The sequence below is a fragment of the Pseudoalteromonas luteoviolacea genome (genome assembly GCF_001750165.1).
Lineage (GTDB): Bacteria > Pseudomonadota > Gammaproteobacteria > Enterobacterales > Alteromonadaceae > Pseudoalteromonas > Pseudoalteromonas luteoviolacea_G.
In genome coordinates, this window is record NZ_CP015411.1 from 4,466,035 (window position 1) to 4,489,688 (window position 23,654).

At 42.8% G+C, this 23,654-nt stretch carries 18 protein-coding genes; 6 read left to right on the plus strand and 12 right to left on the minus strand.

From position 1 onward, the window contains the following. The first annotated feature begins 162 nt into the window (after window positions 1-162). Entirely contained in the window at window positions 163-867 is a 705-nt protein-coding gene (locus tag S4054249_RS19235) for a response regulator transcription factor (RefSeq protein ID WP_046355822.1), read from the plus strand. Here the strand turns inward: S4054249_RS19235 and S4054249_RS19240 are convergent. The 5 genes from S4054249_RS19240 to S4054249_RS19260 form a co-directional block, all read right to left on the minus strand. Continuing rightward, complete coding sequence (locus tag S4054249_RS19240; RefSeq protein ID WP_046355823.1) at window positions 864-2,375, minus strand: YifB family Mg chelatase-like AAA ATPase; 1,512 nt, start codon at window positions 2,373-2,375, stop codon at window positions 864-866. The genes S4054249_RS19235 and S4054249_RS19240 overlap by 4 nt on opposite strands. 78 nt (window positions 2,376-2,453) lie before the next feature. Then, the gene (locus S4054249_RS19245; RefSeq protein ID WP_046355824.1) at window positions 2,454-3,068 is read right to left on the minus strand and encodes a trimeric intracellular cation channel family protein; all 615 of its coding nucleotides are present in this window, start codon (window positions 3,066-3,068) and stop codon (window positions 2,454-2,456) included. Between the two features lie 526 nt (window positions 3,069-3,594). Then, window positions 3,595-6,180: a M14 family zinc carboxypeptidase gene (locus S4054249_RS19250; RefSeq protein ID WP_046355825.1), complete on the minus strand. Its 2,586-nt coding sequence runs from the start codon at window positions 6,178-6,180 to the stop codon at window positions 3,595-3,597. A 75-nt stretch (window positions 6,181-6,255) separates the two neighbouring features. Then, window positions 6,256-7,635, minus strand: coding sequence for an ATP-grasp domain-containing protein (locus tag S4054249_RS19255; protein ID WP_046355826.1), 1,380 nt, complete (start codon window positions 7,633-7,635; stop codon window positions 6,256-6,258). A 4-nt stretch (window positions 7,636-7,639) separates the two neighbouring features. Then, complete coding sequence (locus S4054249_RS19260) at window positions 7,640-8,587, minus strand: ATP-grasp domain-containing protein (RefSeq protein ID WP_046355827.1); 948 nt, start codon at window positions 8,585-8,587, stop codon at window positions 7,640-7,642. A 179-nt stretch (window positions 8,588-8,766) separates the two neighbouring features. Between S4054249_RS19260 and S4054249_RS19265 the strand changes: the two genes are divergently transcribed. Further along, on the plus strand, window positions 8,767-9,894 hold the full coding sequence (locus S4054249_RS19265; RefSeq protein ID WP_046355828.1) for a M20 family metallopeptidase: 1,128 nt from the start codon (window positions 8,767-8,769) through the stop codon (window positions 9,892-9,894). An 8-nt stretch (window positions 9,895-9,902) separates the two neighbouring features. On the opposite strand, the gene mutM is transcribed toward S4054249_RS19265, so the two are convergent. Further along, entirely contained in the window at window positions 9,903-10,712 is an 810-nt protein-coding gene (mutM, locus tag S4054249_RS19270) for a bifunctional DNA-formamidopyrimidine glycosylase/DNA-(apurinic or apyrimidinic site) lyase (RefSeq protein ID WP_046355829.1), read from the minus strand. Between the two features lie 2 nt (window positions 10,713-10,714). Then, window positions 10,715-11,206 carry a hypothetical protein gene (locus S4054249_RS19275; RefSeq protein WP_046355830.1) on the minus strand — a complete coding sequence of 164 codons (492 nt, stop codon included), beginning with the start codon at window positions 11,204-11,206 and terminating at the stop codon, window positions 10,715-10,717. 206 nt (window positions 11,207-11,412) lie between these two features. On the opposite strand from S4054249_RS19275, the gene S4054249_RS19280 reads away from it, so the two are divergent. Continuing rightward, the gene (locus S4054249_RS19280; protein ID WP_046355831.1) at window positions 11,413-12,333 is read left to right on the plus strand and encodes a manganese-dependent inorganic pyrophosphatase; all 921 of its coding nucleotides are present in this window, start codon (window positions 11,413-11,415) and stop codon (window positions 12,331-12,333) included. A 131-nt stretch (window positions 12,334-12,464) separates the two neighbouring features. Here the strand turns inward: S4054249_RS19280 and rpmG are convergent, their stop codons facing one another. From rpmG to radC, 3 genes are all read right to left on the minus strand, one after another. Beyond that, on the minus strand, window positions 12,465-12,620 hold the full coding sequence (rpmG, locus tag S4054249_RS19285; RefSeq protein WP_005493124.1) for a 50S ribosomal protein L33: 156 nt from the start codon (window positions 12,618-12,620) through the stop codon (window positions 12,465-12,467). Window positions 12,621-12,631: 11 nt separating this feature from the next. Further along, window positions 12,632-12,868 (minus strand): 50S ribosomal protein L28, encoded by a 237-nt coding sequence (gene rpmB, locus S4054249_RS19290; RefSeq protein WP_023397288.1) that lies wholly within the window; start codon window positions 12,866-12,868, stop codon window positions 12,632-12,634. 277 nt (window positions 12,869-13,145) lie between these two features. Beyond that, on the minus strand, window positions 13,146-13,820 hold the full coding sequence (gene radC / locus S4054249_RS19295) for a RadC family protein (RefSeq protein ID WP_046355832.1): 675 nt from the start codon (window positions 13,818-13,820) through the stop codon (window positions 13,146-13,148). Between the two features lie 188 nt (window positions 13,821-14,008). On the opposite strand from radC, the gene coaBC reads away from it, so the two are divergent. The 3 genes from coaBC (at window position 14,009) to S4054249_RS19310 (ending at window position 18,789) form a co-directional block, all read left to right on the plus strand. Then, window positions 14,009-15,208: a bifunctional phosphopantothenoylcysteine decarboxylase/phosphopantothenate--cysteine ligase CoaBC gene (gene coaBC, locus S4054249_RS19300; RefSeq protein WP_046355833.1), complete on the plus strand. Its 1,200-nt coding sequence runs from the start codon at window positions 14,009-14,011 to the stop codon at window positions 15,206-15,208. Window positions 15,209-15,329: 121 nt separating this feature from the next. Further along, window positions 15,330-15,917: a nucleoid occlusion factor SlmA gene (gene slmA, locus S4054249_RS19305; protein ID WP_023400737.1), complete on the plus strand. Its 588-nt coding sequence runs from the start codon at window positions 15,330-15,332 to the stop codon at window positions 15,915-15,917. Between the two features lie 118 nt (window positions 15,918-16,035). After that, complete coding sequence (locus S4054249_RS19310) at window positions 16,036-18,789, plus strand: alpha/beta hydrolase family protein (RefSeq protein ID WP_046355834.1); 2,754 nt, start codon at window positions 16,036-16,038, stop codon at window positions 18,787-18,789. Between the two features lie 78 nt (window positions 18,790-18,867). On the opposite strand, the gene S4054249_RS19315 is transcribed toward S4054249_RS19310, so the two are convergent. Together S4054249_RS19315 and S4054249_RS19320 are read right to left on the minus strand one after the other, a co-directional pair. After that, window positions 18,868-21,081, minus strand: coding sequence for a YgiQ family radical SAM protein (locus tag S4054249_RS19315; RefSeq protein ID WP_046355835.1), 2,214 nt, complete (start codon window positions 21,079-21,081; stop codon window positions 18,868-18,870). A gap of 257 nt (window positions 21,082-21,338) precedes the next feature. Continuing rightward, window positions 21,339-23,534, minus strand: coding sequence for a bifunctional diguanylate cyclase/phosphodiesterase (locus S4054249_RS19320; protein ID WP_046355836.1), 2,196 nt, complete (start codon window positions 23,532-23,534; stop codon window positions 21,339-21,341). Between the last annotated feature and the right edge of the window lie 120 nt (window positions 23,535-23,654).

A 23,654-nucleotide genomic window follows, 5' to 3' on the forward strand; every position in this document is an offset into this window, starting at 1 on the left:
AAAGCTAGAACTATTTCATTATTTTTAAAAAGTGACTAAATAGCGTACTAATTACTGTCGCTTTTCATTAGAGTTTTTATATAAAAATAGATAACTTAGGGTTCTCAGCCGAGAATTCTCGGTGCTAAGATAAAGATTAATTATTGAATAAGTTTCGAGACCATGAGCATAAACGTATTATTAGTCGAAGACGATGAGTTACTGGCTAAAAGAGTCGAAAGTCACTTTGCACAAACGGAGTTTCAAATCACCGTTGATAATACCGGTGCTCGGACACTAGAGCATGTGCAGGAGCAATCCCAAACGGGCACTCCTTTTATGATGGCTATCATTGACATTGTTCTACCAGCCACTGACGGCCTGCAGCTGGCAAAAGAACTCAACACATTGACTGATCTTGGTGTGATCATGTTATCAAGCCGTGATTCTCAAGCAGACCGGATCGCAGGATTAGCGCAAGGGGCAGATGACTACGTTTGTAAACCAGTCGATTTATTAGAGTTAGAATTACGCATGCGTGCTCTGTATAAGCGCTTAGCTGGCGCGCGCAATGAAGATGAATCAGAAGAGTTTATTGAATATGCAGACTTTAAACTTCACCCTGATAACCGCACCTTAATCAACCCGAACGGAGATGAAGCAAGGCTCACTGAAGCTGAGCATAAAGTGCTAATTTGCCTCATTGCCAATGCAGGTAAAGCCACTTCACGGGCAAAAATCTCTGAGGACATTGGACAACCAGATTGGAGCCCAAGTGATCGCACCGTTGATGTATTAATAGGCAGATTACGTAAAAAGCTCGGTGATGAAAAAGACCAAAAACGCATTGTTACCGTCCGCGGTAAAGGCTATATGCTGTCTACTTAACGTGTCAATTGAGAAAGTAAGCGTTCAAAAGCGCGATAACTGAGTGCTTCTTTCAAATCTGATAACGTGATCACATCATGCATATTTAGATCAGCGATCGTTCTCGCTACCTTAACTACTCGATGGTATGAGCGAGGCGATAACTGCAGCTTTTCTGTCGCTTTTGCCAAGTACTCACTCACCCTGTCCGACAATGCACAGTACTTCTCAAGCTCTTTAGTAGAAAGCATGGCATTTTCTTTTCCTTGGCGTTCAATGGCGGCTGAACGCGCCCGCACAACACGCGCACGAATACATGCACTATCCTCTACCTCACCTTTTGACTGCAACTCTGACGTACTGAGCCTTGGCAACTCAATTTGCAGATCGATACGATCAACAAATGGCCCTGATATTTTACTTAAGTAGCGCAACACTTGATCTGGTGTTGAGCGCTTATCATGATGGCATCCCGTAGGACTGGGATTAAGTGCTGCTATAAGCTGAAATCGCGCAGGGAAGTCCACCTGTTGCGCTGCACGCGAGATATTTACCATGCCCGTTTCCATCGGCTCTCGTAAAGAGTCTAATACTTTTCTTTCATACTCAGGTAATTCATCAAGGAATAGAATCCCATTGTGAGCCAGCGATATTTCCCCTGGCTTAGGTGTTGAAGAGCCTCCAACTAATGCCACAGCAGAACAAGTATGATGAGGTGAACGAAAGGGCCTTTGACGCCACTTTTTGGGGTCTATACTTTTACCAATCAATGAATAAACCGACGCAGTTTCTAATGCTTGCTCTATTTGCATGGGTGGCATAATGGTTGACATCCGCTGGGCTAACATCGACTTTCCAGTACCTGGAGGGCCTAAAAACAAAACGTTATGTGCTCCTGCCGCTGCAATTTCAAGCACTCGTTTCGCAACTACCTGACCTTTCACTTCATTCATATCAATAGACATATTGAATTGGTCTTCATCAGGGCACGTCATGGCTTCATCAAAAGACAATGTTTGTTGTCCCCCTAAATCCATCCATACATCTCGCAAACTACCTGCCGATTTACGTGTGCCATAAGTGACTAAGCTCGCCATCTCTTTATTCGACAAAGGTATAAAACAACAACGCTGCGCTTTTGCTGCAGCAATCAATGCGGGGATAACCGCGGTTACCTCACGTACCTCTCCTGTCAAAGCTAACTCGCCATAAAATTCGTACTCATGTATTTGAGTATTTTGAAGCTGACCTGAAGCCAATAAAATACCAATCGCAATAGCCAAATCATACCGCCCACCTTGCTTGGGCAAATCAGCAGGGGCAAGATTAACGGTAATTCGTTGCTCAGGAAATAAAAAGTGACAATGCGTTAATGCACAACGCACACGCTCTTTTGACTCTTTCACCGAAGCTTCTGGCAAACCAACAATATTAAATGCAGGTAAGCCATTACTTAAGTGAACTTCCACAGTAACCAGTGGTGCATTGACGCCCACTTGTGCTCGAGTATAAGTTTTAGCTAGTGACATCCGTTGTCTCACACATTACTTTTCTAAGTTAATCTCTGGGAAAATTACAACAAGAAATATAAATGAATACTTTGATACTCAAGACTTGTATTTAAATACATGTAACACCAAGTGCCAACGAATCGCAGCAAGACGTAACAATAAAATCGTCAACATAGACACTACCATGGTGGTTTCCAGTAATACACCCAAATGCGTCAATTGCGTATACACAATCCCCCCGATGATACAAGTGATGGCATAAAGCTCACCTTTCAGCAGCATCGGCATTTCGTCTGCCAATACGTCCCTAACAACGCCACCAAAGCATCCTGTTAACACTCCCATAATAATTACCGTGGTATCAGGCATACCCAAACTCATTGCCTTTTGCATCCCCATCACCGCAAAAAACGCCAATCCAAACGCATCTGCGGTCAATAGTTGCTGCTTAGGCACCGTTTTTTGTCTATTAGTCCACCAGATACATAAAATAACGGCACAAAAAATAGCAATAAAATAGCTACTATCGTGAAGCCAAAACACCGGAGTATCAAGTATAACATCCCGTATTGTGCCTCCCCCGATACCTGTTACTGTTGCAAGCACAACCACACCAAACCCATCCATATGTTTTCGATGGGCCAGAAGGGTACCAGAAATTGCAAAGACCATAACACCCAACAAATCGAACCAGTGATATAGTTCAGTCATACGCGTTTTTCTTCACTTACCATAAAACCTAAATGGTAACTGACATCCCCGATACTCGCCAAGTATAAAAGCTGGCTTTACAAATTGATGATGATAAAAAAGCTTCCATGCGTACCACTCTTATCTCAGCAGTCCATTGCCTTGATCGAACATAAAATGGGTCACCCAATTACGGACAGTTTGGCCACCCTCCCGTTCCCATACCATTCACCCTAAAACCAGTTCATACGCCAATAAAAAATAGGGAAGAGCGATACACGTAGCGAGCGAACACTGCACTTCAACGTATGCAGTTATACTCAACAAGACACCCACAGGTGTTAACTTCTCCTCGCTCACTGACGATAAAATTAGCAGGTGGTTAGGGAATTTTTCTTACCTTGGACAAATACAATAAAGCACAAAAAATAATTAAATTAATAGGTTACGCCATATTAAACCCGTCCAGACTAGGTAAATAAAAATATTAATTTTAAGTTTATTTTCAATTGGTTAGTTCAGGAACATTCACCCTGAACCAAGTTGCTTACTCCTCCCCAGAGTAATGTAAAACCAGAGGAGCTGAATAATTGGGTACATCATCGTAGCTAAACACGGCATAGTACTTACTCAGTTTAGCATTACCAAAATTATCTAATGTATACGCATCTTTTCCGCCATAAAGCTTAACGCCATCAAAAGGGGAGCGCGGCGGGTGAAAACGATTACGCACCACAAAACAGCCAACAAAGTCTTCATCTTCAGGATTTTCCCAAACCAGCTTAACAACGCCGCCTTCTGATTGCGCCGACAAGTTCTGCGGCGCAGGCACGGCATGTTTTCGTCTGGTAATATAGTTAATGTTTAACTGTGCTGGGTGTTGATCCTGGCAAGCTGTCCAATTCACTAGGGCATTGGTTGCTTGGGATTCAGATGTGGCACGAATAATAAAATAAAAAGGCGTATGCGCCTGATGTAGCCGCTCTAACGCCTGTAGGCTATAACTATCAAAGATAAAATGATGCTCTGCACGTTCTCGTAACTGCTCATTGCTCACTTCATAGCCGATATACTCTATCTTTTGACGTTTTTTAACAGCTTGAAAATCAACGTCTTGAAGCTCCACCAGCTCTATAGTAAACCGCACATCTTTAGCACTAGCAATACTGTTACAGCTGCGGAGTGTTAAACACGCTTGCGTGAATACCGTTTTATCAACCGGTAAATCCGCATTTAATACAAAGGCCATCTGTCCATACACAATCTCCCCTTGCTCATCAAATCCAGAGGCAAGCCTATCTGCGACGACTGCTTCTTTGTATATCGTATTACAACGCGTAGGCAATAAGGCTAGTTGCTGCTCCGGTACTTGATATACAAGTTCCAAGTTTGGTCGATAGTGCAAACCGCTACCAAAAGGTCCGTAGCCTATGTCAAACTGCATGACTTGCGAGTCATTTCCAATTGGCAATGTTTTGGGGCCTTGCAAGCGTAATAACAAACTTTGCCGTTCAATCAATGAATTCAATAGTGTGCGCTCTACGCCATTGAATTGCCACTTCATCCAAATCCCTTGCGTCATCTTATCTGATTCAAAAGTCTGCCCAAGGGTATGCAGCGGTTTAGCTTCGCTCACAGCTTGATAGTCATAAATATCTGACACGCTTTGCGCATCGATAATGGCCACTGACCACTCGCCGTATTGCTCAATTTTGGCAGCGACTCGATTCATCGGATACAGTGAAAATTCCGCCCGCTCAATATCCGCACCGGCGGGCAAAGAGCTTAAATCAAACTGGACGACACCAATACTAACGCCACGCTTTTTATCGACTCCGATAAACATCGAGTTGTAACCAAAATGCTCTTTATTTTTGGCAAGGTAGTTCTCGCTCAAGTAGCCGACAAACTCTTTAGCTGGAAATAAGGTTCGAGCACTTTGATGTCGGGATAAATGTGTTTTTAATCGCAGCTCAGGACTAAACGACGATTTTATCTTTGTTACCTTATCTACAGCACGAATATTATAAAAATAACTCTGTCCACTGCGCAGCTGTGAATCTCTAAAAGACAGCGACTTGGTTATGGCCACTAAGCTTTCCTCACCGCAGGGACTTTTGTTACTCTCACTGCGATACAGCTCAAAGTAAATATCATCCCGGTTGTCATACTCCCATTCAAGCTCAACCCCCTCGTGATCAATGCTCTTGATGGTAAACCCAGCAACACGCTCCGGAGCCAAAGGCGAGTAATTAATCGCTTCACTTAAAGCGTGCACTATTGCCGGAATATTTTCAGCGACGCTTTCTGACATATTTTTCATATAATCCGGAATATTTCTCGTACCAACCTCAACAACGGTGGCAATAATACCTTTGCGATAATAATATTCTCGACCACTGCCATGAATGAGCTGCGCGGGTGGCTTGCCACGATGGATGCCATATTGCCTACCTGTCACTTTTTTAATTTCATGATTCATATTGGCACATAAGATGTTTAAATCAGCCCCTTCTATTTCTACTTCATGGTTAAACTTGTGCGCAGGAAAAAATACATTTCCTTGAGAGTGATAATCTAACGCAATGCGGATATTGTCATGCTGCTCAACAAAATCCCGGATCGCACAGGTTTCAGGCTCAGAAAATGCGTGTGGTCCACCATAAGTGTTTGATCCAGTATTTTGATTTCGCATAAATTTGGCATCAAAATTACGGTTTAAGTCCACACCATAGGTCCCATCGCCATTGTTGCGACGATTCTTGCGCCAAAACGAAAAGTGGTTGCGGGAATATTCAAAACCGTCTGGATTTAAGCATGGCACCATATATAAAGTGTTGCGTGTCAGAGCTGTTTGTAGTTTGGGATTGAATCGATAGTTTTCCGTAATGTACTGAATAAACTTGAGTGCTAATTCATTGCCTATCCACTCTCTGGCATGAATGGATCCGGTGTACAATAAAGCTGGTTTATCATCGGCGTAAGTGACGTCTAAAGATACCGTTACCAACATGATCGGACGCCCCTCCCATGTTTGACCAATACTCTGAAGTCGAATTAAATGCGGATGTTCACTCATTGCAGATTGTAAAGCGTCGATAGTATCTTGATAGGAAGCGTATTGAATTTTCATAGCACAGGTTTACTCGTTGAACAAAAATAGACGGCGGCAACAGCCCCCGTCACTTGGTCTATCTGTTGGTATCCATTAGATTTGCCCAGCATGGCTTTGCCAATGCTCGACTATTTTTTCTAATTTCTTATCTTTGAGGTTTTTCACGACACACAGTTTTTGTGGATCTGTATTTAATGCTTCAACAACACCATGTGCACCGAATGTCGTCATAATGTCATCTACCATTTTTTCTCCCACACCACGGACTTGACTCAGTAGCGCCCTTACTTGCGCTTCATCAAATTGCGGGGCATCGTAATTATTCAGCTCTTCAGCTAACTCATCACTGGCGGGAATAGGCTGCATCACCTTCGCCTCAACCGCCCTTGCACCCAATACAAAGTTATCTTGCAGATTCCACACTTCACTTGGCCACTCTTCTCCGAATTTAAACTCAGTGTCTAAAATAGGAAACGCCTGCTCATCAAATTGCTTAAATACTTCACCGCAGTCTTGGCTTGGTGTGTACTGAGAAAATCCAATATGGCGCATCGTTCGCAGTAAACGCGCGTCAATTTTGCCGAGCTCTTCCCAGTTATAAAGCGGTATATGAGGCTTTCTGAAGTACCCACTCGACAATAACCACATCAAGTATTGACCGATCCAATCTCGAATGTAAGGGAATGCAGCAAAGGCTGTTGCACATTCTAAGATCCGCAATTTTCCATCTTTACCCAGTGCGATATCACACGCCCAATACTCTGCATTCGCCGCTTTTGAAGCCGCTGTTGCGAGTTTCAATACCGACTTAGGAATCGCTTGATAATCCATGCTGCCACCTTGGCTGGTATTGGTTAACCATTCACCTTCAGGGGGTCTGCGCCAAAAAGCACATACTGGTTTATGCCCAATCAGCATCACGCGAATGTCGGCTTCCATTGGAACAAAATCCTGAATATAGAGTGGGTAGTACTTTTTTTCATTCAACAGCGTCTTAGCTTCTTCAGCACTATCTACTTTATGAACAAAATAGCCACCATAGTTTGAAGGCCCATAAGAGCGCTTAATAATTTTTGGGTACTGAGCATTTGCTAAATATTGCTGTGCTCTCTCAGGAATATAAAATATTTCAGTATGCGGTGCAGGCAGCTTATACTTGCGGCAAAAGTGCGTCACATTTTCTTTAGACTTATTCGAGAATTGGCTGTCCAACGATGGTAAAAACCTGACTTCTGGCAATGCTCTGGCGATCTCTCTGAATGTCTCATACGCCGTTGCAGGAATATTGCCTATCAGAACATCTATTTTTTTGCGCTTTACCTCAGCGATAAAACGCGCCTTGTCATTCCCCCAGTGATATACCACTGTTTCTATTTTATCGGGCCACCCCTTAAAATTAGACTTGTCAAAAAAACGCAGTACATAATCTAAATAAAGTAGTCCGATTTTGGGTAATTGTGTGTTGTTTTGCATGAGATTAGGCCACCTTGGCAGATTGAAATGAAGTTTTATTAGTCACGGTTTTTTCAATCAAACCCACCATAGCCTGGATTTTAGCTTGATTAAATGTCAGCCCTAATTGCTCTTGCTCTGGGGTGGCAAAGGCAGGAATTGTGTTTACTTCTAGCACCACATATTGTTCTTTTTCGCGATCATAAATTAAATCAACACCAGCGACTTCAAGCCCAAGCGCTTTAGTTGCTTTTAATGCCAGCGCCACCACTTCATCATTGGCTTCACGTACAAAGACACTCCCACCACTAGTCACATTAGTTTTCCAATCATCTTTAGGGGCTTTTCTGCCATAACAGCCCACAAACTGACCATCAACAACATCAACACGATAATCGGTATTGTCATAATTGATAAAGCGCTCAACGTAAAAATAGCGTAAATCAGTACGGCTTAAAAAAGGCATGATCATATCCAGCGCTTGTTCGCCTTCTATTTTCACTATGCCGACTCCACCCCAACCATCCGTGGGTTTGTAGACTAACTTGCCACCAAAGTCATGCAGCGCGGCACGCAAGCCATCCATGTCATTTTTGTGGCATAAACGATAGTCTGGTGTACTGATCCCATGACTATTAAGCAAATGTGATGTACGAAACTTGTCTTCTGCCAATGCAAAAGCACGATAGTTATTGAGTGTAGGGATCGTTTCGTTAAGTGTTTCATAAAGATAAAGCTGATATTGCGTTTGCTGACCCGCGTTGTAGCTTAAAAAGGCATCTAACTGCTCCATTGCCACGCCGTTACACTCAATACCACCATCTCGCGCCCGTGCATCACGCAGATTTAGACCTGTACTAGCTTGGATCCCACGCTCGGCTAAAGCGTGCACTAATTGTTGTTCAATCTCTTTTCCCCCGCCATTTTCGTACATCCAAATCCCGACATGGGGCGCCCGCGATACGGCAGTCATAAAGTATCTCCTTGGTTTAAAAATAGGTGCAAAAACAGAGCGATGTCTTACTAGTTAAGACCATCTGTATGACAAATTTTTGATCCTTTTACTGAACTGAAAACTGTTCATAAAAGCTTCACCGAACTGCAACTGAAAAACGCCACGATGAGCCAAACCTTCACAGGGAGAAGATTAGGATGAATCTAAACTATGCAGAATTAGCTAACTTAATAAGCTGTAACTCGCACAGTAAAAATAAAGTTGGAGTGGATCAACACGGTAAGCAAATGATCGCACTCATTGAACCGCTCGGCTTTTCACTGACACGCTACCAACGAGAACATATTGGTGACCATTTACTGTTTCGTTCTCCTCGCAGCTCAGGCAAACGCATATTGTTATTAGGACATCTAGACACCGTTTTCCCCAAGGATACCTTTACCGAGTTTTCCGAAGACGACCACTATGTGTATGGACCTGGTGTATGTGATATGAAAGGCGGTAACTGGGTTGCATTGAACGCGCTACGACGTCTGAAACAGCAATATGGTCAACTCGAAAATATAGACTGGCTGCTAGTGAGTGATGAAGAAATTGGCAGTGATGACAGCCAAGCTTTAACGACTAAGATAGCCAAACAATATGATGCGTGTTTTGTATTTGAAGCTGCGGGGAAAGAGCATGAACTCGTCGTCGCCAGAAAAGGAATTGCGACCTATCACATCACCGTGACAGGGAAACCGGCCCATGCAGGTAACCACTACAGAGATGGCATTGACGCCAACTTTGCCATGGCAAATATGCTCTTAGAAATGACCTCATTGACCGATCTCAAAGCGGGTAGCACAGTGAATGTAGGCAAGGTGCAAGGCGGCATTGGCGCTAACACCATTTCAGGTAAGGCAAGCATGCAGGTTGAAGCGCGATTCACCAACCAAACTGAACAGCAGCGGTTATTAGAAGGTATTGAAAACATTTGTATGGCCATCGAAATAACAGGAGTTGAGGTGGAAATACAGGGGGGACTACAACGCGGTGTGATGGCACCAACCGCTGCGCAACAAGCTCTTCTAGAAGAAATTAACAACATTTTAGGGGAAGCTCAGCCGATCGAACATCGCGGGGGTGTATCAGACGCCAACACAGCATCAGCCACAGGAACTCCGACATTAGATGGTTTTGGCCCCTATGGAGATGGCGATCACACTCGTAATGAACGCGCCCTCAAATCCAGCTTCGAGTTGCGCATTGAACAGATGACAGCCATATTATCTGAGCTATGCTACCAAGCAAGCACAGCGGTACCCGCTGAGCATCAAGCATAGCTTTTTTATCAGCGTTGGCACTTAGTACAATATACAGTGCTGCGCTGCCCTAATCGGATCTCTTGTAAAGTGGTATCGCATTGCACGCAGGGCTCGCCTTTACGGCCATATACGAGTAGCTCTTGAGCAAAATAACCCGGTTTACCATCACTTTGGGCAAAATCCTTGAGGGTCGTGCCACCTTGTTCAATGGCTGCTGCGAGCGTTTCTTTAATGATCGGTGTCAGCTTTTGATAACGTGCTAAGGAAATTTTACCGGCTTCACGCTTTGGGTGGATCCCCGCCTTGAACAGGGACTCGTTGGCATAAATGTTACCCACTCCAACGACCACATGGTTGTCCATAATAAATTGCTTCACCGCGACTTTTTTGCCACGGCTGGCTTGATATAAATGCTCGGCGTCAAAAGCTTCTGTCAAAGGTTCTGGGCCCAACTTAGCAAAAACACTGTGCTGCTGTTCAGGTTCTTGCCATAAAAACGCGCCAAAACGGCGTGGATCATTGAGCCGCAAAGCCAGACCATTATCAAACAACAGTTCAACATGATCATGCTTTTTCAAAGGCTCATTTTGCTCGACGACCCGTAAATTGCCAGACATCCCCAAGTGAAGGATCCCAGTGCCGACCTCACTGTCCAGTAGTAAATATTTAGCTCTGCGCCTCACGGCTAAAATAGCGCTTCCAGCTAAAAGCGCAACATCTTCAGGGACAGGCCAACGTAAACTACCGTTATGGATACGAACTTCATTGACAATGTGCCCTTTGATGTGAGGCTCAATACCTAAACGACTGACTTCAACTTCTGGTAATTCTGGCATAACTATAATTCTATTGGTTTAAATAATTGCTTTGCTATATCAACGTCAAGTTCCAACCATTGTTGTTGGCGCTTAGCAAACAGAAAGTACACCTCATCTGCACGATATAACTGATAACTTAGCGGTAACTCTTCTCCAGCTAACCAAAAGGTCGCTACTGAAATTGCCGACTCAGGACTAAGCTGCGGTGGTGCTATTGATTGTAATTCAGTGTATTGCCACAGCTGAACGATCTGCGCAAGATCTTGCTCGGTATATCTTGCTTGCTCCTTCTCCATCAACTTCTTCTCAATACGCCATGTGGTACCTATCCGTTCAATCTTAACCCCTGGATAGGCCAATGCCAGTACAAAACTATGCTCAGGCAACACCATAATACGTTCAAATTCAGCTTGTTGCGGGTTTAACTTATGGTGTAGTCCATTGAGAAAGAAGATCATTATCAACATAGAGAAAATGACTACATTGTTCCAAGCTTTTCGGCTTAACCCCATAATGGCCCCATTCATACTGATAAGAAGATTAATTAGATCACACTACTATACCTTGCAGATAAACTGACATGTACTCTTAATTCTCCGCTCTTCCTATTTCATTGACACAGCTTAGACTATTTTCTAGGTCCAAAACCTATCTGGCACTGTATTAATCTGATTAATTTTTGCTAAAATAAGCAACAAAATTTTTTAGGAGTCCGTCAATGGCAATGTATGTAGTGGGTCATAAAATCCCTGATTCTGATTCAATTTGTGGTGCAATTGCACTGTCTTATCTTAAAAACCAAATTGGTGAAGAAGCTATTCCTACACGTTTAGGTGATGTATCACCTGAAACACAGTTTATTCTAGATCGCTTCGGCTTTGAAGCACCAGAGCTAAAACTAAGCTATGCTGGCGAAGAAGTTTATATTGTTGATCACACAGAAAAAACGCAAGCACCTGATGACATTGACGACGCAACCGTTGTAGGTGTTGTTGATCACCATAAACTTGGAGATTTAACAACTTCAACGCCACTTGAGTGTTGGATCCGTCCCGTTGGCTGTAGTAACACCATCATCAAGATGATGTATGACTTTTACGGTGTTGAAATTCCAAAAGACATCGCAGGTCTTATGCTAGGCGCAATTTTATCTGATACGGTAATTTTCAAATCACCGACGTGCACAACAGCAGATATCAAATGTGTTGAAGTGTTGGCAGAAATTGCGGGGATCGAAGATTTCAAAGCATTTGGCATGGAAATGTTCAAAGTAAAATCAGCGGTTGAAGGCACGCCTGCTCGCGATCTAGTAATGCGTGATTTTAAAGACTTTAACATGAACGGTAACCTAGTTGGTATCGGTCAGCTAGAAGTTATTGACCTATCTGTATTTGACGAAATCAAAGCGGACCTAGAAGCAGATATCGCAAAACTAAAAGAAGAAGGTGATCGTCACTCAGTATTACTGCTTCTTACTGATATCATGAAAGAAGGCTCGCAGATGCTGATTGCATCAAACGATGAAGGCATTATCGAAAAAGCCTATGGTCAAGCACCTGAGCAAAGTCGCGTATGGCTTGATGGCGTTTTAAGCCGTAAAAAGCAGGTTGTACCGCCTCTTCAAGATGCGTTTGCTTAATCGCAGATTTAAAAAAAACCGAAGCCATTGCTTCGGTTTTTTTATACCTAACTTTTAACAATTTCAATTGATAAAATTCAGACAACAAAAAACCCAGTGCAAGACTGGGTTTTTCAAATCTCAAAGCAAAATTACTTGATTTTTGCTTCTTTGAAGATCACGTGCTTACGTACTTTAGGATCGTACTTTTTGATCTCCATTTTTTCAGGCATGTTACGCTTGTTCTTGTCGGTAGTGTAGAAATAACCAGTACCAGCAGTTGAAACTAAACGGATCTTATCACGCATGATTTAGCTCCTTATACTTTTTCGCCGCGAGCACGGATATCTACTAATACCGCGTCGATGCCTTTTTTATCGATAATACGCATACCTTTAGTAGTAGTGCGTAGAGTAACGAAACGCTTTTCACTTTCAACCCAGAAACGGTGTGTTTGTAGGTTAGGTAGGAAACGACGCTTAGTTGCGTTGCGCGCGTGTGAACGGTTGTTACCAACAACCGGGCGCTTACCTGTAACTTGACAGACTTTAGACATGTCTATGTATCTCCAATAACTTCGCTCGAGCTTAATTTCCCCTTAGGCCTTACACTGGTGTGCCCCGGGTAAAAACAAAGGGCGCTCTTTATACAGCATCTGCAGGCAGAGATCAAGGACCTGATGGTATCCTAGTCAGCTCATGGGTAAAATTTGATAGCGGCCAATTATAATGATCATAGGGCCCTGTGGAAAGTAAAAACTGCATTTAAATTAAACTATTTTATAAAATTTAAGCGAAATAACGGTTTGCAGGCGAAAAGTGGTCAATTAAAACTCACAATAGGCCCATATCCGCAAATGAAACACAGCGATTACCCGCTACGATAACGTGATCTAACACTTTGATATCCATCAATGACAACGCTTTTTGCAATTTTTCCGTTAAAATTTTATCGGCTCGACTTGGCTCACTCACACCTGAAGGATGGTTGTGTGCACAAATTATTGCCGCTGCATTATGCTTGAGCGCGGCCTTGACGACCTCTCTTGGATATACAGAAGCGGCATTGATTGTACCGCGAAATAATATTTCATCTTTAATGAGTTGATGCTGACTATCCAAATATAAAACCATAAAGGCTTCGTGCTCTAGCCCTTTCAATTGAATACTCAAGTAATCAAAGACCATATTAGGACTGTCAAATTTAAACGCGCGCTCACACCCTTCTTTTAAATACCGTTTACACAACTCCAAAACGGCTTGAAACTGCACATATTTGGCTTCTCCTACTCCTTTCAGTGCAATAAACTCTGTTTGTGAAGTGTTAAATAGTCGCTGTAAAGACTCACACTGTTGTAACAATGAATCAGCCAATTCAATGGCATTCATACCACTTACCCCTGTACGTAAGAAGATTGCCAATAACTCTGCATCGCTCAAAGCACTGGCTCCATCGCTCAAAAGCTTTTCTCTGGGCCTTGCATGTTTTGGTAATTGCGTCAGTTGCATGTTAGTTCCTTATTAAACAAATTTGTCGAATCCTTAGCACCTACTTCTTATGTATCATGTCAATGGATAAAAAAAACGCTCAAAGTCTATCTATTTTTCTCCGTAATCACCGACTTTGCATTCGATGATTTAAAACAACCTCATGGCTATGATATCTTTAGTCCAGTTTAAGTTGTGGAAATGTGAAGATGAACTTATCGGGCAAGAAAATAGTTTTAGGGATCAGCGGTGGTATTGCCGCATACAAATGTGCAGAACTTGTAAGGCGCTTAAAAGAGCAACAATGTGAAGTGAAAGTTGTTATGACTGACTCTGCCAAACAGTTTATCACCCCACTTACCATGCAAGCTGTTTCCGGTGAGCCAGTCTCCGACTCTTTACTTGATCCACAAGCTGAAGCTGCGATGGGTCATATAGAGTTTGCTAAGTGGGCTGACTTAATCTTAGTCGCACCTGCAACTTCCAATACCATAGCAAAAATGGCTGTCGGTATTGCTGATGACCTGTTAACCACTTTAGTCATTGCCACACCTGCAAAAGTTGCCATTGCACCCGCAATGAACCAGCAAATGTATGCACACCCAGCAACACAAAAAAACTTAGCAACATTATCAACTTATGGCGTCTCTATTTGGGGCCCTGGCAGCGGGGAACAAGCCTGCGGCGATGTTGGTAAAGGGCGAATGTTAGAGCCAATGGAACTTCTCGAGCACTGTATTTCAGCACTTAATCCAGTCCCAAAAATACTCGAAGGCAAAACTGTCACTATCACTGCGGGACCCACTCGTGAGGCACTGGATCCGGTACGCTACATCTCCAATCACAGTTCAGGAAAGATGGGCTATGCACTTGCTCATGCAGCACATGCGTTAGGCGCAACGGTGAATCTAATTTCGGGACCTGTCAATATTACTGCACCACAAGGCGTTAATATCACCTCTGTCAGCAGTGCCATAGAAATGCATGAAACAGCGCTAGATTTAGCAACACAGTCAGATGTTTTTATTGGCTGCGCAGCCGTTGCAGATTATCGTGCAGCAGATATCGCAGAACAAAAGATCAAAAAGCAGGGTGACGAAATGACACTCACTTTGGTCAAAAACCCCGATATCATCGCTTCAGTCGCAGCTTTGAAACAAAAGCGTCCCTATACAGTGGGTTTCGCCGCTGAGACACAAAATATCAAACAATATGCACTTGGTAAGTTAAAAAACAAGCACCTCAATATGATTTGTGCCAATGACGTTTCACAGGAAGGTATTGGTTTTAACTCAGATAACAATGCCTTAACCTTATTTTGGGAAAATGAGCAGTGTAGTTTGCCAGCATCAAGCAAAAAGGAGTTAGCACTCACTGTCATCAAAGCAATTGCAAGTAAACTTAATTGACCTAGTGTTAAAAGGCTGGAAAGAAGCTGAATAAAACATTAACATAGGTCTTTATTGAGTATGGACCTAATAAAAATACACCATACAGACCAGAATAACGATAATTATTAAAGGAAAGTTCATGCCAGCGACTAAACGCAGTAATCGCAAAGAGCAAATTCTTCAATCTCTTGCGCAAATGCTTGAAACTAGCCCAGGTCAAAGGATCACAACTGCTAAACTCGCAGCTGAGGTCGGCGTCTCAGAGGCGGCTCTTTATCGCCACTTCCCAAGTAAAGCCCGTATGTTTGAAGGACTCATCGAGTTTATCGAAGACACATTGCTCTCAAGGATCAATATTATTCTTGAAAATGAAAAAGATACTCAAAGTAGAATTTATAATATCCTTCATTTGTTGCTCACTTTCTCTGAGAAAAACCCAGGTATAACGCGCATTCTCACAGGTGACGCACTACAGGGAGAACAAGAACGATTAAGAGAACGTGTACAAAGCCTCTTCGAAAAGCTTGAAACGCAATTCAAACAAGTATTAAGAGAAAGAAAGTTAAGAGAAGGCAAAGCGTTTAATAGCGATGAAGCTGCTCTAGCAAACTTATTTTTGGCCCATGTTGAAGGGAAAATGAACCAGTTCGTGCGTAGCGACTTTAAAGCTAAGCCAACAGCAACTTTTAACAATCACTGGCAAGAACTTCAACGCATTTGGTTGTAACTGCAAGCGGTACAATGCCGCTTCCAACGCTTTTTCACTTCCACATAACGCACCATGATTTTGTTTAACTACTAAAAGTGTTACAAAGACACACTCCGTAAATAAAATAGACAGAATCATGAAGTATACTTATTCGCTTATAGCAGCGGCTTTGTTTTCTGGTCAAGCAATGGCCAACAAAGCCCAACTCGAATTCTCCGATGTTTTTGACTTCAAATATGCACAAGGCACACAACTGGCCGAAGACGGTAAAGTACTTGCGTTTAGTGCAACGCCTTATCGAGGAAATGCTCAGGGACAAGTATATAACCTCGCCACTAATAAGCTGATCTCAACAGTTGAACGCGGAACCAAGGCATATTTAAATAAATCTGCAACGTGGGCCGCATTCATTCAAGCTCCTACTTTGTTAGCGCAAGAAACAGCCACTAAAAAAGAAAAAAAAGCACTGACAAAAAACTTAGTGCTGATAAACACGCAAAATGCACAGCAGCACGTATTTGAACAAGTAAAAGATTATCAGCTCAGTGACGACGGCCACTGGTTAGCCTACCGCGAAGATAAAAAATCGCAGTCGGATGACAAAGCAAAAAGCGCCGACACACCCACAATCACAGCAGATAAAAAAGATAAAGCACTCACATTAGTCATTGTCGATTTAAAAACAAATCAGACACAGCGCTTTGAAAACGTGGTTAACTACGGCTTAAGCCCTGCCGAATACGGTGTACTTTTCAGCCAACATGATGAAACGGGTGCCAACAATCAGGTCCAATACTTGGATCTTAATAACAATACCGTCAGTCCGTTATTTAGTGAACCAGGCGTTACTGTCAGTGCCATCGCTTGGCATCCTTATTCGAGTATTGTGGCCTTTAATCTTGGTAACTATGTCAACGAAGATAAGCGCCGCCGCAGTTACGATGTTACGCTTTGGGATGCGAATATAGATAAATTGAGTACCATAGATAGCCCAAGTGGCTGGTACAGCTCCAAGACCGCAAAACTCGAATGGTCAGATCAAGGTGAACGACTCTATTTTGAAAATCGTCCTCAGCTAAACGACAAAGCAAAAGAGCTCAAATATGACAACGCCTCATCTCTGAGAGATTTTGATACGATTCGACAACAGTCAGGTCTGCAAATTTGGCACAATCAAGATCCTGAAATAAAGACTCGTGAGCAAAATACGTGGAAAAAAACCAACCGTGAACGGCAATATCAAGCGGTTTACCACATAGAATCAAAAAAAGTTATCCAACTTGCTGATGAAACTGTTCGCGATGTAACGCTCAATACTGAAGCCGATTACTTGCTGGGTAAAAATGACCAACCTTACCTAGAAAAAGTAATGTATGAGGGCTTTTATGCCGATTACTATGCCGTCAAAGTCAGCACAGGTGCCAAAGGGTATATCGTTAAAGATTCACCAAACCAGCCTACACTCTCTCCAACAGGCAGGCATGCGGCTTATTTTCTTCATGACCAACTATGGCTTAAAGATTTACATCAGCAAAAAGAAACAGCGGTGAGTAAAGCGGTTCGCCAAGCCATTTTCTCAGATGACCAACACGATTATCCCAGACCAAACCCAGGCTATGGATTTGCAGGATGGCAACAAGATGGCAGCACCCTGTATGCATACAGTAAGTATGATATTTGGGCCTTTGATAGTGTCACGGGCGACGCAAAGCGTTTGACCTCTGGAAAAGAAACAAATACTCGTTATCGAGTCATTAAACTAGATCCAAAACAGGTCGGATTTGGCAAAGATGAAACCCTCTATTTATCTGCATTTAACCTGCAAAATAAACAAACACATATTGCCAAACTAAGCCTTGGAACGGGCCACATTGAAACTGTCTTGAAGGGACAAGCACGATTTGATCTGGTGAAAAAAGCCAAACATGCCAATAAGCTCATTTTCACTCAGCAAACCTACCATCAATTTCCTGACTACTGGCAGACTGATAATCAATTTGAAACATCTCAACAAATAACAAATCTTAACCCACAAGTGAGCAAATTTGCTTGGGGCCAAAAACCTGAACTTATTCAGTATAAAGGCTACAATGGTGAAAACCTGCAAGGCGTGCTTATCAAGCCAGCTGATTATAAACCAGGCCAACAACTCCCTGTTGTTATTTATTTCTATCGATACATGAGCCAGCGCATGTATGACTTCCCTAAGATGGAGCTCAATCACAGACCTAACTTCCCCATGTTCACGTCTAACGGCTACGCGATATTTTTACCGGATATCCGTTTTGAAATTGGCAAACCAGGCCCATCTTCAACACAAACCTTGATCAATGCGGCGCAAAAACTGATTGATTTGGGCGTTGCTGATAAAAATAAAATTGGTTTACAAGGTCATTCTTGGGCTGGTTATCAAAGCGCTTTCGCTGTCACGCAAACAGATATGTTTAAAGCCGTTGTGTCTGGCGCACCAGTATCAAATATGACATCAGCGTATAGCGGAATACGTTTAAAATCAGGCCTTGCGCGTCAATTCCAATATGAAACTGGACAGAGTCGTATCGGTAAAACACTGGCTGAAGCACCAGAGTTATACATCGAAAACTCACCGGTCTTTTTTGCCGATAAAGTCAACACACCTATTTTACTCATGTTTGGCGACACAGACGGTGCGGTGCCTTGGCAAGAAGGGATCCAATACTATTTAGCGTTACGTCGTCATAATAAAGACGCCATTTTCTTACAATACGAAGGCGAGCCACATCACTTAAAGCAATTTCCAAATCAAGTCGATTTTTCGATACGTATGATGGAATATTTTGATCACTATTTACGAGGCATGCCTGCACCAGAGTGGATCACAACAGGCAAAGCATATCGTCCAGAGAGTTGATACCACGTAGCTGGAATATCAACGCTATTTAGGACGGGTCAACTGCCATAAAAAAGCCGCACGATGCGGCTTTTTATTTTAATGATGTGTCGGCTTATTTTTATTGGGTTTGCGTTTATTTTTACCCACTCTAGGTTTAGTATTGGCTTGATTAAACTGGCTAAACCCAGTGTGCTTTGTCAGCGCTTTATTTCCTCTCTTTTGCCCTGACCCCGCTTGTCTACCTCGCGTATTCTCATCTGGAACCAGACATTCCGGTCCCCGACCAATTAAATGTGCTTTACCCATACTCTTTAACGCTTCACGGATCTGTGGCCAGCCCGCAGGATCATGATAACGCAAAATCGCTTTATGCAGACGGCGTTGACGGGCCCCTTTGGGTACCGGTACTTCCTCATGATTATTTTTGATGTTACGCAACGAATTCATTTCCGTGTGGTAAATCGTTGTCGCATTGGCCATCGGAGATGGATAAAAGTTTTGTACCTGATCTAATTTAAAATCATGCGCTTTCAACCACAGTGCCATATTCACCATGTCTTCATCCGTCGTGCCTGGGTGCGCAGAAATAAAGTAAGGAATTAAATATTGTTTTTTGCCTGCTTCTTTGGAGTACTTATCAAATAACTCTTTGAATTTATCATAGGTCCCCATCCCCGGTTTCATCATTTTCGAAAGCGGTCCGCTCTCAGTATGCTCCGGCGCGATTTTTAAATACCCTCCGACATGGTGAGAAACCAACTCTTTCACATAACGCGGATCTTCAATGGCCAAATCATAGCGTACACCTGAAGCGATGAGGATCTTTTTAACGCCCTCCACATCACGTGCTTTACGATATAACTCTATTGTTGGCGTATGGTCGGTGTCCATATGCTTGCAAATATCAGGGTACACACAGGACAAACGACGACAGGTACTTTCCGCTTTTTTGCTTTTACAACGCAGTTTATACATATTCGCAGTAGGGCCACCCAAATCAGATATCACGCCTGTAAACCCTGGAACTTTATCCCTGATCTGCTCTATTTCTTCAATGATAGACTCTTCCGAGCGGCTTTGAATAATACGACCTTCATGCTCCGTGATTGAACAGAAGCTACATCCACCAAAACACCCTCGCATAATATTCACTGATGTTTTTATCATGTCATATGCAGGGATCTTATCTTCACCATAGACAGGATGCGGGATGCGCTGATAAGGCAGTCCAAACACGTGATCCATTTCTTCTGTTTCTAACGGAAATGCAGGTGGGTTTACCCAGACTGAGCGATCTCCATGACGCTGGAATAATGCTCTTGCACATCCTGGATTTGTTTCTTGGTGCAATATACGTGAAGCATGAGCATATAATGGCTTATTGACGCTCACTTGCTCAAAAGCAGGTAACTTCACATACACTTTTTCCCACGGCTTTAACCTTGGCGGCTGCACCATGATAGGCTTTGCCGATTCACTTTTTAAATCAATACCTGCTTTGGCAAACTCAGACTTGCTACAACCCATATCATCAGCGCCATATGGGTTTGGAATAGGATCAATCTTACCGACTTTATCAATGGCTGTTGAGTCACTGCCTCGCCAACCTTCAATTGGGGATTTACGAATAACGGCGGTGCCTCGCACATCTTGAATTGTGTCAATGGTTTCACCATTGGCAATACGGTGTGCAACTTCAACCAAAGGGCGCTCAGCATTACCGTAAATCAAGATATCCGCTTTGGCATCAAAAATAACGCTACGACGTACTTTTTCTTGCCAATAATCATAATGTGCAATCCGGCGCAAACTTGCTTCAATACCACCAATGACAACTGGCACATCTTTGTATGCTTCACGACAACGTTGGCTATAAACAACCACAGCTCTATCCGGACGTTTACCACCCACATTACCAGGCGTGTAGGCATCATCGTGGCGGATCCGCTTTTCAGCAGTATAGCGATTGATCATTGAGTCCATGTTGCCCGCCGTCACGCCAAAAAATAAATTTGGTTTACCTAATGACTCAAAAGCCGTTTTATCTGACCAATCCGGTTGTGCGATAATTCCTACCCGAAACCCTTGTGCTTCCAACACTCGGCCAATCACGGCCATACCAAAGCTTGGGTGATCCACATACGCGTCACCTGTGACAATAATGATGTCACAACTATCCCATCCTAAAGCGTCCATTTCTGCACGGCAAGTTGGTAAAAATGGGGCTGGGCCAAAGCATTCTGCCCAGTATTTAGGGTATGAGAATAGCGATCTTTCCGCTTTTAACCCAGAGACCTTTGAAGTATTCATAGAGTGACGGCTCAAATAATTTGCAAGGCTCTTATTATACCCTAGCGACGCATGTTACCGCACTAAATGTGGCGAAATATCAAGCTAAAATATCTAATTCACTGTAATTATTAATCTAAAATAAAATTTAAATTTGAATAAAGTAATGCGTATTGCGGGTTTATCTGGTTTTATAGGCTGTGTGTCATGCATTGATGCCAAAAAAATTGATGCTTTGAAGCTAATCTATCCGGATATGACGTGACTTTCCGAAGTCATTAGGCACCATCATTGGCACCTAAAAACTTCAAAAGCTCCTCTTTGGGCATGGGCTTTGCCAATAAGAATCCCTGCACTTCATCACACCCAAGATTTTTAAGCACATCTGCCTGTTCTTGCGTTTCAACCCCTTCAGCAATGGTTTTTAACCCAAGGTGTCGACCTAACGAAATAACAAGTTCAGCGATAGCCCCACTATCAGAATCTGGGATCCCTTTCACAAAGGCTCTATCGATTTTCAAACGCGCCAGCGGTAATTGCTGTAAATAACTTAATGAAGAAAAGCCGGTGCCAAAATCATCAATAGCCACTTCAACACCAAATGATTTGAGCTCTCCCAACGTTTCAATCACAGTTTTTATTTCATCCATCACCACGCTTTCTGTCACTTCCAATTCAATTTTTTCCGGTGCAACTTGATGACTGACAATAGTATTCTTAACTTGCTCAGCATAATCACTCACCTTAAATTGAGGGACGGATACGTTGACAGCAACACTAATATCTATACTTTGAGCACTTAACTGCTGCTGTAACTTACACGCTTGCTCCAGCACCCACTGCCCTATATCCACAATTAAACCAGAGTCTTCAGCAAGTGGGACAAAAATCCCAGGCGAAATATAATCACCATTCCCAGAAGGCCAGCGTAACAAAGCCTCGCAACCAATCACTTGATTCGTTTCTAAACTAAATTGAGGTTGATACCAAATTTCTAGTTTATTCAATTCAAAGTCTTGTCGAAGCTGTCGAATAAGCCCCAAACGCCACGCCATTTTTTCTTCTAAATCTGGTGTATACCAATCTAAAATCTTATTGGCTTGCTTCGCTTGATTCAAAGCAATGTAAGCCAGCTTCAATGTCTCGAGCCCCAAATGATGAAAATCTGTTTGGCGACAAACACCAATATGAAAGTGCATCGTCAGAACATGCTCGCCAGCTTGATAGGGCACTGTAATCGTATCGATAAAATTTTGCTCATCAAATATTTGACTAGGGAGCAATAACCCAAAAACATCAGCACCAATTCGTGAAAGTAACTGACTTTGTGGAAACTCAATGCACAGTCGCTCTTTGACTGCCAACAACAACAAATTACCGACTTCTTGGCCCAACCCATTATTAATATCAGAAAACTGTGCAATATCGAGCAATACAAACACGAGATCATCACTACCTGGTTGATAGTATTGCGCAATTAAATCAACGAAGTTGGCACGATTTGGCAGACGCGTCAATGTGTCCTTATAAGCAACATCTCGCAACTCGTTAATCAGTTTAATATTATCGACACCAACGCCAACATTCGTTAGGAAAATCTCAGCAAACTGGAGTTGTGATGGCGTCGGCGGGGTTTCAATTTCAACGAAAATTGCGGCTTTGCGGCTTTTGCCTTTCAATAAAAAGGTAATATCGTGATCAGTGTGTTGATGCGCTTCTCTGTCAAAGCAATTTTGCACTTGCATGATCACTCTGCCATTATCTAGTTGCTCAAGCCCCTGGCCGATAAAGTCATCGAAATGCTCTGTACCACCAAAGATAATCACCCGAGAGCCGTTGCTCACTCCTGCAACCAATCCACTGTCATGCGCACCAATAATTTTCGCTAATTGCAAAACGACAGCCTTACCGAATGAAACCATGTCTGTATGGCCCAAAATAGCTTGAGATGCATCTAAAATATTCGCTAATGCAATACTTTGCTGCTCTAACTCGCAAATCTGCTGATATGATCGAATTGCAGTCATCAAGGAAGTTACTAGCTTTCCGCGAGTAAGCTCCGTTTTCATTTTATAATCATTGATGTCGTATTCACGGATGACTTTTTCTTCTGGTGCATACCCTGGTTGTCCAGTACGTAAAATAATTCGTACTGCGTGGTTGCCAATCTCTTCTCGAACCTGTTTGACTACATTTAAACCTGCATCATCACTTTCCATCACTACGTCTAGTAACAAGACACACACTTCAGATTGGTTTTTCAGAGACTCAACAGCTTCTTTACCTGAGTATGCATGGTGAAAACGTAAGGTTTTCCCCCAAAACTCAACACCAGACAATGCGAGCTTAGTCACAGAGTGTATTTCAGGATCATCGTCCACAACCAACACATCCCAAAAGCCCGTACCACTTTCCTGGGTATCATGGGAAACTTCTTGATCTGCAAACAGAAAATCTTCTTGCTCAGACGCCATCATCCACCTTATGCTTAATCACATCAATTCTGCAAGAGCAGCTTTCTCTATGGTTCATCTTATAAAATATGATAGGTTTTTACTATCGTGTTCTACATTCATTAACACCCAAGTAATATT

Coding starts and splice junctions, on each gene's coding strand:
- coaBC (WP_046355833.1), top strand. CDS start 14,009: ATGAACTTATCGGGCAAGAAAATAGTTTTAGGGATCAGCGGTGGTATT.
- slmA (WP_023400737.1), top strand. CDS start 15,330: ATGCCAGCGACTAAACGCAGTAATCGCAAAGAGCAAATTCTTCAATCT.
- S4054249_RS19260 (WP_046355827.1), bottom strand. CDS start 8,587: ATGACTGCCGTATCGCGGGCGCCCCATGTCGGGATTTGGATGTACGAA.
- S4054249_RS19280 (WP_046355831.1), top strand. CDS start 11,413: ATGGCAATGTATGTAGTGGGTCATAAAATCCCTGATTCTGATTCAATT.
- S4054249_RS19265 (WP_046355828.1), top strand. CDS start 8,767: ATGAATCTAAACTATGCAGAATTAGCTAACTTAATAAGCTGTAACTCG.
- S4054249_RS19315 (WP_046355835.1), bottom strand. CDS start 21,081: ATGAATACTTCAAAGGTCTCTGGGTTAAAAGCGGAAAGATCGCTATTC.
- S4054249_RS19250 (WP_046355825.1), bottom strand. CDS start 6,180: ATGAAAATTCAATACGCTTCCTATCAAGATACTATCGACGCTTTACAA.
- radC (WP_046355832.1), bottom strand. CDS start 13,820: ATGCAACTGACGCAATTACCAAAACATGCAAGGCCCAGAGAAAAGCTT.
- S4054249_RS19310 (WP_046355834.1), top strand. CDS start 16,036: ATGAAGTATACTTATTCGCTTATAGCAGCGGCTTTGTTTTCTGGTCAA.
- S4054249_RS19235 (WP_046355822.1), top strand. CDS start 163: ATGAGCATAAACGTATTATTAGTCGAAGACGATGAGTTACTGGCTAAA.
- mutM (WP_046355829.1), bottom strand. CDS start 10,712: ATGCCAGAATTACCAGAAGTTGAAGTCAGTCGTTTAGGTATTGAGCCT.
- S4054249_RS19240 (WP_046355823.1), bottom strand. CDS start 2,375: ATGTCACTAGCTAAAACTTATACTCGAGCACAAGTGGGCGTCAATGCA.
- rpmG (WP_005493124.1), bottom strand. CDS start 12,620: ATGCGTGATAAGATCCGTTTAGTTTCAACTGCTGGTACTGGTTATTTC.
- S4054249_RS19275 (WP_046355830.1), bottom strand. CDS start 11,206: ATGGGGTTAAGCCGAAAAGCTTGGAACAATGTAGTCATTTTCTCTATG.
- S4054249_RS19320 (WP_046355836.1), bottom strand. CDS start 23,534: ATGGCGTCTGAGCAAGAAGATTTTCTGTTTGCAGATCAAGAAGTTTCC.
- S4054249_RS19245 (WP_046355824.1), bottom strand. CDS start 3,068: ATGACTGAACTATATCACTGGTTCGATTTGTTGGGTGTTATGGTCTTT.
- rpmB (WP_023397288.1), bottom strand. CDS start 12,868: ATGTCTAAAGTCTGTCAAGTTACAGGTAAGCGCCCGGTTGTTGGTAAC.
- S4054249_RS19255 (WP_046355826.1), bottom strand. CDS start 7,635: ATGCAAAACAACACACAATTACCCAAAATCGGACTACTTTATTTAGAT.